This is a genomic window from Acinetobacter thutiue (assembly GCF_030385805.1).
Taxonomy (GTDB): Bacteria; Pseudomonadota; Gammaproteobacteria; order Pseudomonadales; family Moraxellaceae; genus Acinetobacter; species Acinetobacter corruptisaponis.
The window spans coordinates 74,301-88,182 of record NZ_JAUDZE010000007.1; the positions used below are offsets into that span (position 1 = coordinate 74,301).

At 44.1% G+C, this 13,882-nt stretch carries 14 protein-coding genes; 1 reads left to right on the top strand and 13 read right to left on the bottom strand.

Going from position 1 to position 13,882, the window contains the following annotated elements; translation table 11 throughout:
- Nucleotides 1-7: 7 nt before the first annotated feature.
- From QTA56_RS13600 to QTA56_RS13660, 13 genes are all read right to left on the bottom strand, one after another.
- Entirely contained in the window at nucleotides 8-700 is a 693-nt protein-coding gene (locus QTA56_RS13600; RefSeq protein WP_267981524.1) for a phosphoglycolate phosphatase, read from the bottom strand.
- A 66-nt stretch (nucleotides 701-766) separates the two neighbouring features.
- Complete coding sequence (locus tag QTA56_RS13605) at nucleotides 767-1,384, bottom strand: FHA domain-containing protein (RefSeq protein ID WP_267981526.1); 618 nt, start codon at nucleotides 1,382-1,384, stop codon at nucleotides 767-769.
- 64 nt (nucleotides 1,385-1,448) lie between these two features.
- Nucleotides 1,449-3,707 carry a type II secretion system secretin GspD gene (gene gspD / locus QTA56_RS13610; RefSeq protein ID WP_267981528.1) on the bottom strand — a complete coding sequence of 753 codons (2,259 nt, stop codon included), beginning with the start codon at nucleotides 3,705-3,707 and terminating at the stop codon, nucleotides 1,449-1,451.
- Nucleotides 3,708-3,747: 40 nt separating this feature from the next.
- Nucleotides 3,748-4,587, bottom strand: coding sequence for a type II secretion system protein N (locus QTA56_RS13615; protein WP_267981530.1), 840 nt, complete (start codon nucleotides 4,585-4,587; stop codon nucleotides 3,748-3,750).
- The gene (gene gspN / locus QTA56_RS13620; RefSeq protein ID WP_267981531.1) at nucleotides 4,587-5,330 is read right to left on the bottom strand and encodes a type II secretion system protein N; all 744 of its coding nucleotides are present in this window, start codon (nucleotides 5,328-5,330) and stop codon (nucleotides 4,587-4,589) included. Before gspN ends, QTA56_RS13615 begins: the two co-directional genes overlap by 1 nt.
- A gap of 179 nt (nucleotides 5,331-5,509) precedes the next feature.
- A complete protein-coding gene (locus QTA56_RS13625) occupies nucleotides 5,510-5,836 on the bottom strand; it encodes an H-NS histone family protein (RefSeq protein ID WP_267981532.1) in 327 nt (108 codons plus the stop codon).
- A 386-nt stretch (nucleotides 5,837-6,222) separates the two neighbouring features.
- Nucleotides 6,223-6,660, bottom strand: coding sequence for an acyl-CoA thioesterase (locus QTA56_RS13630; RefSeq protein WP_267981534.1), 438 nt, complete (start codon nucleotides 6,658-6,660; stop codon nucleotides 6,223-6,225).
- Nucleotides 6,661-6,668: 8 nt separating this feature from the next.
- Nucleotides 6,669-7,862: a heme biosynthesis protein HemY gene (locus tag QTA56_RS13635; protein WP_267981629.1), complete on the bottom strand. Its 1,194-nt coding sequence runs from the start codon at nucleotides 7,860-7,862 to the stop codon at nucleotides 6,669-6,671.
- A 6-nt stretch (nucleotides 7,863-7,868) separates the two neighbouring features.
- Nucleotides 7,869-8,699: a hypothetical protein gene (locus QTA56_RS13640; RefSeq protein WP_004680748.1), complete on the bottom strand. Its 831-nt coding sequence runs from the start codon at nucleotides 8,697-8,699 to the stop codon at nucleotides 7,869-7,871.
- Complete coding sequence (locus tag QTA56_RS13645; RefSeq protein ID WP_267981536.1) at nucleotides 8,696-9,472, bottom strand: uroporphyrinogen-III synthase; 777 nt, start codon at nucleotides 9,470-9,472, stop codon at nucleotides 8,696-8,698. The genes QTA56_RS13640 and QTA56_RS13645 overlap by 4 nt, the downstream gene beginning before the upstream one ends.
- Complete coding sequence (gene hemC / locus QTA56_RS13650; protein ID WP_267981538.1) at nucleotides 9,472-10,389, bottom strand: hydroxymethylbilane synthase; 918 nt, start codon at nucleotides 10,387-10,389, stop codon at nucleotides 9,472-9,474. The genes QTA56_RS13645 and hemC overlap by 1 nt, the downstream gene beginning before the upstream one ends.
- Nucleotides 10,390-10,499: 110 nt before the next feature.
- The gene (locus tag QTA56_RS13655) at nucleotides 10,500-11,240 is read right to left on the bottom strand and encodes a LytR/AlgR family response regulator transcription factor (protein ID WP_267981540.1); all 741 of its coding nucleotides are present in this window, start codon (nucleotides 11,238-11,240) and stop codon (nucleotides 10,500-10,502) included.
- Between the two features lie 57 nt (nucleotides 11,241-11,297).
- The gene (locus QTA56_RS13660) at nucleotides 11,298-12,452 is read right to left on the bottom strand and encodes a sensor histidine kinase (protein WP_267981542.1); all 1,155 of its coding nucleotides are present in this window, start codon (nucleotides 12,450-12,452) and stop codon (nucleotides 11,298-11,300) included.
- Here QTA56_RS13660 and argH point away from each other — a divergent pair.
- Complete coding sequence (gene argH / locus QTA56_RS13665; protein ID WP_267981543.1) at nucleotides 12,443-13,876, top strand: argininosuccinate lyase; 1,434 nt, start codon at nucleotides 12,443-12,445, stop codon at nucleotides 13,874-13,876. The two genes, QTA56_RS13660 and argH, sit on opposite strands and share 10 nt — an antisense overlap.
- Nucleotides 13,877-13,882 lie beyond the last annotated feature (6 nt).

Consider the following 13,882-nt stretch of genomic DNA (forward strand, 5'->3'; position numbering starts at 1 on the left):
ACAGCTTTCATGCCTTTCTCCTCACCAGATCTTCCTCAACCAACTGTTCCAGACTGTCCACCACCTGTTGTGGCTGGCAGTCATGGATATTTTCTCCATGATTATAGCCATAGCTGACCACAATACAATCTATACCTGCACGTCTTGCAGCTTCCACATCATTACTTGAGTCCCCAATCATCAGGGTTTCCGCCGCGGATACCTGACACAGCTGCATACAATACAGCAATGGTAATGGATGGGGTTTGCGCTCAGGCAAGGTATCACCACCGATCACCATGTTGAAATAAGGTGAAAGTGACAGAATATCCAGAATACCTCGCGCTAAATGTTCAGGCTTATTGGTCACACATGCCATCGCAATGTTATGGCTCTGGCAATAGTCCAGAAAAGGCAAGATACCTGTGTAGACCTGGGTATTGACACACAACTCCTGCGCATAAATGTCCACAAACGTATCCAGCAATTGCTTTTGCCGCTCAGTATTCACCTGCCCAAATATATGTTCAAGTACGGTCTCACATAGTTTTGCCGCGCCCTTACCCACCCATGCGCGCACCTGCTCTTCCGTCACCAAAGGAAATTCCAGTTTTTCCAGACTCAGGTTCATGGCACGATATAAATCGGCAGCGGAATCAACCAATGTTCCATCCAAATCAAATAAAATGAGACTACGGCTTTGTAACTGTGCAACTGACATTGAATTTACCCAGAAATAAAAAGGCATGCTTTCTAGCATGCCTTTCATTGTAGAAGCTTAGACTGATTATTTAAAGAACAGCCAGGCAATCACCGCCAAAATCACTAAAATAATAATTGAAATCAGGCCAACCGAAGCATTTTTCTGCTGCTCCTTTTCCTGAGCCACACGGGAGACTGGCTCCTCCATAGGCACAGGCTTTGGTTCAGCAACCGCCTCAACTTGTACATTTTCTGGTATTGGTGCAGGTTTTGGGATGGAAACCTGTTGTGGCATACCATCACGCGTAATACCTGTTTCAGCGGCACGCTCGGCAATGCTTGGCATTCCCTGATCATGCGGCGCTACTGTTACAGGTTCAACCTCAATTTCAGGTAATTCATTGTTCTGGCTGGCTGGTGCAAGCACTGAAAATACAAAACTTGCAAATTGCAGCATATCCCCATCGTGCAGCTCTGTTTCCTGCTCAATTCTCAGGTCGTTGATAAACGTGCCATTTGATGAATTGAGATCCTGCACCCAAAGTTGCTGGTCTTTAAGCAATAAAGCGGCATGACGGCGTGAAACATCAGCGGACTGCAACAAAATATCAGCGTCCTGATGCCGCCCCACCAGCATGTCTCGCTCAACGTTAATTTCCTGCCCCGTAAATTCACCTGTAATGGCTTGCAGTTTCCAAGTCATAGATGCCTATCCTTATCATATTTTCTTGCAATAATAACATTTTGACACAAGCGCTTCTGTGCATCTACTGTGAATACGCAGGGCGGATGGTTGTTGTTGTCACCGTATTTTTGCTTCGTTCAGTCGCCTTGGCAGGAAGCTGTATGCTTTGCTTCTGTACAGGTGGTGCATCAATTGCAACAGGTGTTGTCACCACAACTGTCTTGTTTTGCGTTGCTGTCGGAACTTTTTGATAGGGTGAGCTATTCAGCGTAGGTTGTTGCTGGTAAATATCCCCAACATTTTCTGGCAATTTTGCAAAGTTACCATTGTTGTCCATCGCAAGCTGTAGGCTGTAAAGCTGGTTATAGCGTTGCTGCGATAAACGGCGTACATCATCGGCATCGCCTACAATGGTTGGATGGATAAAGACCAGTAGGTTGCGCTTTTCGTTGCTTCTACTGTCAGCTCGGAATAAACGCCCCAGATAAGGAATATCACTAAGCCCAGGAACACCTTGACGTGACAATGCAGTATTGTCCGCAATCAAACCACCCAGCACCACAGTTTGACCATGTTCAGCAAGCACAGCCGTTTTAATGGCACGTTTATTGGTGACAAGGTCGGTTGCCTGGCCCTTGTTGTTCTGAACATCCGAAACTTCCTGTTCAACTTCAAGGCGAACTGTACCGTTTTCACCAATATGCGGAACCACCTTTAAGGTGACACCAACATCCTTGCGCTCAACAGTGGTATAAGGGTTAACCGTACCCGACGTTCCTGTCGATACCGAACCCGTCACAAACGGAACGTTCTGACCCACAACAATATAGGCTTCTTCATTGTCCATCGTCACAATCGAAGGGGTAGACAAGAAATTAGATTTGGTATTGGTTTTCAAGGCTTGTATCAACGCACCATAAGCTTTGCGTGAATTCTCAAAATTACCTACCCCGAATGTGGCACCATTGCCTTTACTCGCATCTCCAGCAATGGCTGCGGCTGCGCCACTTGCCCCAGCACTGGCATAACCTGCGGCAATTGATGCAAGGCTTGCCCCGACATTACTAAAACTCATAAGGCCGACGCCACTGCTTAAATCACCCAATGCCCATTGAATTCCCAATTGATCTGCATCATTTCCTGATACCTCAATAATTGCGGCCTCAATCAATACTTGCTGACGACGAATATCCAGTTGTTGAATTGCCGCTTCAATTTCACGCATCAGTTGCGGGTCAGCTTTTACCACCAAGGCATTTTGAGTACCATCGGCAATAATACTGACACCATTGCCATTAAAACTGGTGATGCCAGCATTGTTCTGACTGTTATTAAAACCACTGTTCAGGTTAATGGATGAATTGACACCTGATGAAGAATTACCAGTCTGACCTTGACTATTGGAAGTCAGGCTATTAATCGAACTGGATTTATTCGCATTATTTGAGCTAGATGATGAGGAAACAGACTGTCCCGTCACCAATCCTTGCAGGATCTCAGCCAGATTTTTTGCACTGGCATATTTTAAACGGAATACTTTCAAGCCACCCAAACGGTCTGCCGATGGCACATCCAGCATTTCAATGGTATGGCGCAAACGTTTACGTGAATCAGGATCGCCCTTGATCAGGATTCGGTTGGTTCGATTATCAGCAATGACCCGTACACGCGAACCAATAAAGTCCTTGGATGTTCCCGTGGCACTCATGGTTTCCAGCAAACCAATAATTTCTTCGGCCTGACTCGATTGCAGTGTAATGGCTTCAATATCATTCTGGCCTGTACCATCCAGATTGCGAATAATGCTTTCCAGTTGGTAAATATTGGTCGCGCGGTCTGAAACAATTAATGCATTGGTGCCAGCAACCGCCGCCAAATGTGCAAACTGTGGCATCAGTGGACGTAAGGCAGGAATCAGGTCATTCGGATTGGTATTTTCCAGCCAGATGACACGGGTGACAATCTGGTCGCCACCTGCACGGTTACGTGCATCATAAGGAATACCCGAGTTTTTCGCATTACTGTCGGGAACAAGTTTTACTGTATTTCCAGAGGGTAACGCCACCACGCCATTGACATTCAGCACGCCCAAAAACAGGTCATACACCTCATCTTTATTGAGCGCCTTGTTGGAGATAACCGTCACATTGCCACGCACACGTGGATCAACTGCAAAATTCTTGCCTGTAATGTCAGCAACTTCATTGATAAATGCGGTTAAATCCGCATCACGTAGGTTGATCTTCCATGTTTGTGCTTGCACCTGGGTACTGATGGCCGCAACCAATGGTGCGGCGGCAAGTAGTGCCCAAAGTGGACGTTGATGATTCAAGAAAGCCATAACTTGCACTTGTTCCTAACTTGTGGTGACGGTGTTATCACTAAAAACTCTGTTGTATGGTCATCACTTGATCACCACGTTTTATTTCTATTTTGGCATGCCCCTCACGACGTACCTGCTCTAGTAATTGTACTTCGCTGAGTCCTGGTCCAATGGTCTGACCGTTGACCGATAGGATACGATCACCCGAGCGTAAACCCAAGGTGTTTTTTAAGGCACTGGGAGTCCGATCCGATATTTCATAACCATCCGCTCCGCCAGCGACACCCATATTTTTCAGATATTGCTCACGGTTGTCCTGCATTTGCTGAATAGCCTGACCTAGAGCAGATTGGGCAGTATTCTGTGCTGGTGGTGTCTGAGGTGGCACACTGTTGCTGTTATTATTCGTTGATACTGGTGCAATTGGCTGATAAAGCCCCTTATCCAGTCCCTTGAACTTGACTTCACGGGTTGCACCATTGCCCTGCCTTAAAATGACATGATCCCAGTACACTTCCGCCAGTTGATATGAAGTCGAACCAATTGTTTCCCCCACACGATAACGATCGGCTGTATCATTCAGCTTAATCACCGCGGAAGATAAATAACTTGGGTAGCCCAGCAGGACACCCTGTAGCTCCAAATTCACATTGTCCTGTGCCGTTGTTGCAGCAGGTTCATTAAACAGCGCAAATGAACTGATGTTTGGCACCCTTGCCTGCTGTGAACCCAGCTCAACCCGATCAAACTGCATCGGCTGTGGGGGCGCAACCACCCACCAGAACAATGAGGCCAGCTTCCAGCATAGCCATAAAATCAGCAATGCCAGAACCAGTGCGCTAAGTTTATCCAACTTTTGCCAGCGTAGTTGCTGCATTCTCTGCGTCAATGCATTCATTAAAAACCACCCTGCAACAATGGCTGACGGGAACTGATCACATAGGTGTCCAGTCCAGCCTTACCTTGATATGATGGAATATTCAACAGCATACGTTGTGTCAACTGCACATCCAACATGAAACTCGGGTCTAAGCTAAGATTTGCCATTTTTTGACTGCGCTGATCACGGACATCAATCTGTAGTTGCCCGTTTTCATCCTTTAATTCAGCGATCAGGGATGGCATGTTCATACGGTCCTGACGCTGGCCAAAGGTATAGCTCAATTCACCGCCACCCCAATGCAACTGGCCTTTTGCCGAACCAAAACCTTTTTCTTTCTGATAATTTAACTGTACATCCTTGAGCTGAATCGCATTTTGTGGCCATTGCCAATTTGCAAAATATTTCAGGGTCTCTGGTGAAATTGTTCCCTGCAAGTCCTTGACCATGATTTTCTGGCCAAAACCATATCCAAACACACCATTGAATTGGGTATTGCCACTATGAATATCGAGATTGGCACCCAAGCGCATGAGCAACAGGTCTAAAGGACGTGTTTTCCAGTGCACGGAACCACGCAGCTGGCCTTGCTGCCAATCTGCCTGTCCCTGCCAGATATTGCCGATGACATTATGCAATATTTGATTATCTTTTGAAAATTTCGCAATTAACCATGTTGCTGGAATTTGTAAAATAATAAAAATTAAAAATGCAAATATGGCGAAAACCCACCATTTCCATTGTTTGGTTTTTTTCTTCATTCCATCCTTACCAACATGCAACAGATCGTCCGTTTTGAGAAACTTGTTCCCCGAATGACATTATGCATACTTTTTCAACATCGCCAATTCTCTCATATAAAAAAACCAAGCTTTTTCAGCCTGGCTCTTGAATCAGGATAAAGTCATCGTATGACAAAACAATGACTTTTAAAACTTGATTAGATTAAGAAATCTTCAAGTTTTGCACCTTTTTCTAATTCAGCAACCAACCAGCGTGGTTGTTTACCACGACCTGTCCAGGTTTCTTCAGCATTATTTTTATTACGGTAACGCGGCTCTACTGCTTTACGCGTTGTTTTTTTACGTTTTTGCTCACCAAGCTCCAATAGTTCCTCAACACTGAATCCAACACTTTCAGCAATCGCAAGAATCTGGTCATAGGCATCTTCAATGGCCTGATCTTTTTTACTTGCAATTAAAGCTTCTGCTTCCACCTGCAAACGTTTTAGGTCTTCAACAGATAAATCACTAATATCGGGTTTCATTCGAACCACTCCAAATCAAAAAAGGGAATATATCACTCAAAAATAAAAACGAATTTAAAAATTCAATTCCATATTAATTTATAAGTGATTAAATAATCAATATCAGAATAGTCTACTTAATCGCATATATACAATAAAATCACTTTTTTATTTACAATTAAATAAAACATACAGGATTCCGATCAATTAAATGAACTTAAACTAAATGAATTGTGACTGAGGTTCGATAGTAATAATATTAAATTTTTCTTAATTTTTACTAAAATATTTCTTATTCGATGATCTATAAAAGGGTTCTATTCGCTCAATGCATGATTAGAATTACAAAAGAACCCAATGATATAAATATCTATTTTAGGCATCCAAAATAGACATAATTGTCTTTATTAATCAGCAGCAAGATTATGTCCAACACTGGCTTCAAGCTGAATAATTTTATCTCTAATCAACTCTGGAATATTCACTTTCTGTGAGGTTTGCTTATCTACACACACCAACACAGCTTCACCCGTTGCAACAACCTGGTTTTGTGCCTGACTCCATAACATATAATGCATACGAAATGCACTGTTTCTCAGTTCTTCAATGCGTGCCCCAATATGCAATACATCGGGATAGAATACTGGTCTTAAATATTTACACTGGCTGGAAGCCACCACAGTCAATATATCATTTTCGAATATATTTAATGCCATTAAATACGCAATTCGCGCACTTTCAATATATCGGTAATACTGCACATTATTGACATGGCCAAAAGCATCCATATCTCCCCAAGCCACAGTTTGCTCGTGAACAACAGGATAGATAGACAGTTCTTGCATATTTCCACTCATATCTTAAAGTTAAGAAAATTAACATCATTTTCAAAGATTAAATTCAACTGTCTGATTAAATCAGGATTATCGCCAAGCACGGTTTTAATGCGTAGGTAGCTCATTAAAATGTTATCTGGATATAGGCTTAAGAGCTGTTCCGCCTCTTGCTGGCGCTGTGTCGCCACATAAATATGCCACTTGGCGAACGTCAACATGGGCACACTGGTATAACGCTGCTCAAGCTGGATTATACGCTGTTCCACATAGGCATAATCTGGAATCTGCTTTAACAACTGCTGCTGAAACCAAAGATAAAACACCTCTGGGTCAAAATGTTCCTGCAATAAATGTAAGGCTAAATCTTCGTGTTGCAGGCTCATTTCTGGCAGTCGTGCCATTAATTTCAGCCACAGGACTTTACTACTGTATGGTCGCGCCTGAATCTCGCTTTGCAGTGCCAAATAACGTTGCTGCAAGGCAATTAAATCATCGACTGAAGCCTGGTCAAACTGAATGAGTAACTGCTGCAACCATAAATCACGATATTCAGCATCAAGTAAACCCTGCTGCGTGGTACGTAAAAATAACCACGGTTTTTGTAATGCCAACTTACCCCATAAAATCGTGATACGTTGCTGATATGCTGTTTCAATTTCACTTAACCAGGGAGAAAGCTGGTGCTGGGCAAGAAATTCCAAATGGGTCAGTGCCTTTTCAGTTTCCTGCTGTTCTAAAAAAATATCGATACGCTGTAACTCAGCCAGTTCAAAAGCCATAGGTGCCGATTTTTCCAGATGCTGCAACGCAGTTTCATAATCTCCATTTCGATAATCAAACTGCGCATCCACAATATTATTCAGCAAGCCTGATTGTGTAAAAACACGTTCAATAAATATCTGCTGGTCCTTGGCAGCATCCAGCAACCAGACAATGCCGAGTTGTTCATAGGGATGCAGGTCTCTAAAATGTAAAACTGTTTCTTTTTTTCGTTGCTCACGTGCTAAATAACGCCGAGCAAATATCCATAATAACTGTGCAAACAGACTCACCAAAATAAACAGCAGGATAAGACCCCAAACGCTGCTCTGGAATTGCCAATCGCGCCAGTAAATATAGACATAACCCGCACCATAGCCATAGTTCAATACGGCAAGCAGGGCAAAGATTAATAGACCGACAAGTAGGTAAATCAATACAAGCTGTTTCATCATTCGCTACCCCAACAAACCAAGTGTTGTCAGTTTTGGCGTTGGCACAGCAGGTAAATTCAATACTTTCTCCAGTCGGGACCTGATCTGTTGGCTATTTTGGTCAGGTAGTTTCACCAGTAACTGTATGACTTCCTGAACTGACTTTCGGTATTCAGAAGTTTGCCCCTGATTTAAGGCCTGGGATGCCAGCAATAATCGTAACTGCGCCTCCTTGAGCAGCACATGACGGTTCATTAAATCCGTAGCGGGCTGTTCAACCCTTTCCAGCCTGAACAATTGCCACCATGAACCAGTTGCAGTCTTTTGCAGCGTAATGTTGGGATTGGAGATTTCTTGCTGTATTTTTTGATCCAGTTGTTGCAGTAGATGATTCAGTTGCTGCTGTTGTTGTGTTTGTGCCAGTACAAACTGCTGAATAGCTAGCCGATCCTGTTCAATTGCTTTCATTAAACTTTGTTGCAATGCAGGAGCAACCGCATATTGAACGATCTGTTGCTGTAACTGATTTAAATGCTCAAGTGCATAGATAAACTGCTGCTGTTCCACTGCAAACTGAATCAACTGCAAGTGTTGCTTAATCAGAATAATAGGCGCGACGCCTGTCATTGTCGCTGGCATCGTCACCATGTCTTCAGCAGGTTCCACAACACGGTTATTCTGGGCCTGACGCTGTACAGCAACAAACTGGTCATTCAGCAGTGCATAGCGCTGTTGTGTTTGATCAAGCTGCTGTTGAAGCTGGGGAATCGTTTGAGAATATTGTGCAACATCATAACTAAGCTTGGCCAACCACACCAAACCCAGTGCTAATATTAAATATACAATTTTTCTCATAGATTTCCTTGCCAGTCATTTATGCGTTGAATCATCCCTGATGCAGACAAATTTTCAAGCGGAATAATGTTAAATGCCCCACCTGCCTGCGTTGCTGCATTTTCCATTATCTTCACCAAACGCTCACCCAATACCAGATAAACCCATTGTGCTTGAATAAGGTCCTGGCCGCAAAGCTGTTGCCAGTAATTCCAGCTTGCCTCGCTGCTGATCAACACCATCGTCGGTTGATCGCGTTGAATTCTTGATAAGATATCGGGAAAACGCTTCAAGCTTATTTCAGGACACTGTCGATGATACAGCACAAAGTTAAGAATACTGATACCCCGCTGTTGCAACTGCTGCATCATAAACTGTCGCCCACCTTGACCACGCCAAAACGCAATCCGACTTAAATGGGGATGCTGCCTTAAAATCGGCAGTTGCAGCATGCCCTCAGAGTTTTCAATCTCAGGTGCATCACTTTTAATATTAAACTTTGCTAATGCCTGTGCGGTGGTTTTTCCAACCGCAATCCACTGAATATGCGCCAACCGTTCCAAAGTGATACCTGCCTGTTGCAGATAACACATCCCGATCTCAACAGCGGTTGGACTGACCACAACAATCACCTGCACCTGTTCAAGCTGTTGGTAAAGTTGCTGCAATGCTTCAGAAAAAGATTCCGCCACCAATTCCAGCAAGGGCAGGCTTTCAACCTGATAGCCTGCCTCAGTCAATGCCTGGGTGAGGCTGGAGGCACGATCTGGAGGGCGGGTATTAATGAACAGCATCAATATAACGCTTTCAACAACTCACCTGCACCCTGTTGCAATAAATCCTGTGCAAGTTGTTCACCCAATTGTTCGGCCTGATCCGCTGAACCAGACAACTGTTGTTTGAGCAAGGTTTTACCGTCCACACTGCCAACACGACCCTCAATCTGCAACTGTTGGTTATTTAGGGTTGCATAACCTGCAATTGGAACCTGACAACCGCCTTCAAGATAAGCATTAAAGGCGCGTTCCGCACGAACACAAATCGAGGTTTCCTCATGTTGTAAAGGTCGAATGAGTTTTAATAATGTTTCATCGTCAGCACGACACTCTAAACCAAGTGCACCTTGACCCACCGCTGGCAAACTCACAACAGGTGTTAAGCAATGACGAATTCGATCTGCCAGACCTAAACGTTTTAAACCAGCACTGGCCAAGATAATCGCATCATACAAACCATCATCCAGCTTGGATAAACGCGTCCCTACATTTCCACGTAAATCGATAATCTCTAAATCAGGGCGTAGCTGTAAAATTTGACATTTACGGCGCAAGCTTGAGGTTCCAACCTTTGCCCCTTGTGGCAATTCATCAAAATGTTGATATTGATTGGAAACAAACGCATCCAAAGGATCTTCACGCTCACAAATCACCGCAAGGCTTAAACCCTCAGGCAGGTGCATCGGCACATCTTTCATCGAATGAACCGCCAAGTCAGCACGCCCATCCAGCAATGCGGCTTCCAGCTCCTTAACAAACAATCCCTTGCCACCAATTTTTGCCAAGGGCGTATCCAGAATCTTGTCACCCTGCGTCACAAACTTCACCAGCTCAACCGTCAAATCTGGATAAAGTTCATTTAAACGAGAACGAATATGCTCTGCCTGCCACAGGGCAAGGGGGCTTTGTCGGGTCGCAATTTTTAGGGTTTTCATAGCGCTAAATGAGGATTGATCAAGGCAATTGTTCCCAACTTAACTTGATCACCTAAAATTGCAAGTAAAAAATCATAAAGTGCACAGTAATAATGCTGAAAATGCCGTCTTTAGAGCTGATGCATACACTCTCTCAGACTCGGCAAATGACGGCGACTCACAGACAGGCGTTCATCCAGATCACGCAACCGAACCTGATATTGTCCAGCAGCGATCAGCTCCAAACCTTCGAGATAATCAAGCGAGACCAAGGCATTGCGATGGATACGGATAAAGCGGTCTGAAAACTCCTGCTCTAAATCCTTGAGGGTTTCATCAATCAGCACACTGCCATTTTTATGGCGTACAGTGACATATTTTTGATCGGCCAAAAAATAATAAATATTTTCCAGGGGAATCAGTTCCACACCGCGATAAGTCTTCGCAGCAATCTGATGGCGTTGGGTTTTAGTATCGTACATATCGTCTTGTTGTTGTAAACCAGTCATTTGTGCTTGTGTAAGTTGGGTTAAATGATTAAACACCTGTTGCAGGTCTTGTTGTGCAACAGGTTTAAGCAGGTATCCTTGTGCCTGAAACTTAAATGCTTCCAATGCATGCTGGTCATAGGCTGTACAGAAGATGATCGCGGGACGCGGGTTGAGCTGACTCAACTGCTCGGCACATTCCAGTCCATTCATCCCTGGCATCTGAATATCCAGTAGAACCACATCAGGCGAATCATTTTCAATATGGTTCAACACATCCTGCCCATGATGCGCCGTCGCAACAACCTCATGCCCCATCTGGGTCACTAAACGTGACAAACGCTCTACTGCGAGAGGTTCATCATCAGCAATCAGAACTTTCATCCTCTCCTCCTTGTCACCGTTAACTTCATCCATCTTTTTTATGGTTAACTGGACTTATTATTTTACTCGATAGTGGTAGCTTACCACCGTCGTATAGAGCGATGCTCCCCCATAAACCTGAAACTTGACCGTTTGCCCATAATAGGCTTTCAGGCGCTGTTTCACATTTTCTATCGCAATTCCATTCCCTTTTCTCGATTTTATTGTATCGTGGGAATAAGGGTTAGTAATGACTATACTGACTTGATTTTGCAATATTTCAACCAATACACTGATGGTTGATGGCTGCAAAACCTTTTCCACCCCATGAAAAATACTATTCTCAAGCAAAGGTTGCAATGTTAATAGTGGAATCGTCACCCTTTTTAAGTCAATTGGCGTTGCCTGTATATTCCATTCTACATTTAAACGTTCTCCTAAACGCATTTTTTCTATACTTAAATACTGCTGGCACAAATCAATCTCTTCCGCCAGACTCACCAGTTTAAGCTCCTGAAAGCTTGCCCTGAACAAACGGGACAAACTGATCAGCATATTTTCAGCACGATCGGGGTCTATCGCAATCAGGCTCACCACACTGTTTAAACTGTTAAATAAAAAGTGTGGATGAATACGTGCCTGCATTGCCTGAATGCGTGCATTCAGCTCACTGTATTGCTGTTTGAGCCATTGTTCACGCATATACAGGTAACGCATGCAAAACGCGCCCAGCAATATGCCGTAGCTTAAATGCAGGCCCACCCCCTGAAATAAAACCTGTTCTGAAAAGTCGGTCGAGCGTGAAGCCCAGAACTGGATTATATTTACCGCACAAGTGGTAAACAAAACAACCAGTTGAAGTAAAATAAAGCCTAAAATTAATGCCATTTTCTGACTAAATTTGGCAAAAAACTCCTGAAAATAATCAACCAGCGCAGAAAAGGACAAAATCACCCAGTTAATAAAGCACATATATTGCAAAACACGGGCGGTTTCCAGTGCCTGCCATGAACGTGCCTCTGCCAGTGCCAACACCATCGCCAGCACATTACTGGCAACAATAAGTTCCAATAAGTGTTGCCATTGCCCAATTTTCGTAAAAAAATAGGAAGCTGATGTCTGATCCTGTACATTGTCCTGACGCATTTGCGATAACTTGTTGCGTCGAGTTTCGGCAACTGCGTTTGGATTTGCTATACTCTTTTTTATTTTACTGAGCCGCCATGACCACATCTTCTCAATCCTCTTCTTCAGCAAGCCCGAACCAAACCTCTGGAATGTGGGGCGGTCGCTTCTCTGAAGCAACAGATGCCTTTGTTGCAGAATTTACCGCATCTGTGCAGTTTGACCAACGTTTTTATAAACAGGATATTGCGGGTTCAATTGCACATGCCACCATGCTGGCCAAGGTTGGGGTACTCACTGAAGCAGAACGTGACGACATTATTCAGGGTTTAAGCACCATTCAGGCCGAAATTGAAGCGGGTCAGTTTGAATGGCGCATTGATCTGGAAGATGTGCATATGAACATTGAGTCACGCCTGACTCAACGAATCGGTATCACTGGAAAAAAACTACATACAGGCCGTAGTCGTAATGATCAGGTGGCAACCGACATCCGTTTATATTTGCGTGATGAAATCGATGATATCCTGACTATTTTACAGCGTTTACAAAATGGCATTCTGCAACTGGCAACTAAAAACACCAATACCATCATGCCAGGTTTTACCCATCTACAAACCGCACAGCCTGTGACTTTTGGTCATCATTTGTTGGCCTGGTTTGAAATGCTGGTACGCGACACTGAACGCTTACAGGACTGCCGTAAACGCGTGAATCGTATGCCACTCGGTTCAGCAGCACTGGCAGGCACGACCTATCCAATTGACCGTGCCTACACCGCAGAACTTCTAGGTTTTGAGGCGGTTTCCGAAAACTCGCTGGACGCGGTGTCTGACCGTGACTTTGCCATTGAATTTAATGCGGCTGCGTCACTGATCATGATGCATCTGTCACGTATGTCAGAAGAATTGATTTTATGGACTTCAGCACAGTTCAAGTTTGTGAATATTCCAGACCGCTTCTGTACTGGTTCTTCGATTATGCCACAGAAGAAAAACCCAGATGTGCCTGAGTTGATTCGTGGCAAGTCAGGCCGTGTATTTGGTGACTTGATTAGCTTATTGACGTTAATGAAAGGTCAGCCATTGGCATACAACAAAGACAATCAGGAAGATAAAGAGCCTTTGTTTGATGCGATTGATACAGTTCGTGGTTCATTGATGGCATTTGCCGACATGATTCCAGCACTTGTACCCAATATTGCAATTATGCGTGAAGCAGCATTACGTGGTTTCTCAACCGCAACCGACCTTGCAGACTACCTTGTGAAAAAAGGTACTGCTTTCCGTGATGCCCATGAAATTGTGGGTAAAGCTGTAGCCTTGGGTGTGGCAGAGGAAAAAGATTTGTCTGAGTTGACACTTGAACAGCTACAACAGTTCTCTGACCTGATCACAGCCGATGTATTTGATAAAGCCTTGACTTTAGAGGCCTCTGTCAATGCACGCGACCACATTGGCGGTACAGCACCCAAGCAGGTGGAAGCCGCGATTGAACGCGCACGCACTCGACTAGAACAGTTATACGCTTAAGGATTG

What these genes read in the sequence shown, in the direction of transcription:
- QTA56_RS13600 (WP_267981524.1), bottom strand. Translation starts at nt 700, where the DNA reads ATGTCAGTTGCACAGTTACAAAGCCGTAGTCTCATTTTATTTGATTTG.
- QTA56_RS13605 (WP_267981526.1), bottom strand. Translation starts at nt 1,384, where the DNA reads ATGACTTGGAAACTGCAAGCCATTACAGGTGAATTTACGGGGCAGGAA.
- gspD (WP_267981528.1), bottom strand. Translation starts at nt 3,707, where the DNA reads ATGGCTTTCTTGAATCATCAACGTCCACTTTGGGCACTACTTGCCGCC.
- QTA56_RS13615 (WP_267981530.1), bottom strand. Translation starts at nt 4,587, where the DNA reads ATGAATGCATTGACGCAGAGAATGCAGCAACTACGCTGGCAAAAGTTG.
- gspN (WP_267981531.1), bottom strand. Translation starts at nt 5,330, where the DNA reads ATGAAGAAAAAAACCAAACAATGGAAATGGTGGGTTTTCGCCATATTT.
- QTA56_RS13625 (WP_267981532.1), bottom strand. Translation starts at nt 5,836, where the DNA reads ATGAAACCCGATATTAGTGATTTATCTGTTGAAGACCTAAAACGTTTG.
- QTA56_RS13630 (WP_267981534.1), bottom strand. Translation starts at nt 6,660, where the DNA reads ATGCAAGAACTGTCTATCTATCCTGTTGTTCACGAGCAAACTGTGGCT.
- QTA56_RS13635 (WP_267981629.1), bottom strand. Translation starts at nt 7,862, where the DNA reads ATGAAACAGCTTGTATTGATTTACCTACTTGTCGGTCTATTAATCTTT.
- QTA56_RS13640 (WP_004680748.1), bottom strand. Translation starts at nt 8,699, where the DNA reads ATGAGAAAAATTGTATATTTAATATTAGCACTGGGTTTGGTGTGGTTG.
- QTA56_RS13645 (WP_267981536.1), bottom strand. Translation starts at nt 9,472, where the DNA reads ATGCTGTTCATTAATACCCGCCCTCCAGATCGTGCCTCCAGCCTCACC.
- hemC (WP_267981538.1), bottom strand. Translation starts at nt 10,389, where the DNA reads ATGAAAACCCTAAAAATTGCGACCCGACAAAGCCCCCTTGCCCTGTGG.
- QTA56_RS13655 (WP_267981540.1), bottom strand. Translation starts at nt 11,240, where the DNA reads ATGAAAGTTCTGATTGCTGATGATGAACCTCTCGCAGTAGAGCGTTTG.
- argH (WP_267981543.1), top strand. Translation starts at nt 12,443, where the DNA reads ATGACCACATCTTCTCAATCCTCTTCTTCAGCAAGCCCGAACCAAACC.
- QTA56_RS13660 (WP_267981542.1), bottom strand. Translation starts at nt 12,452, where the DNA reads ATGTGGTCATGGCGGCTCAGTAAAATAAAAAAGAGTATAGCAAATCCA.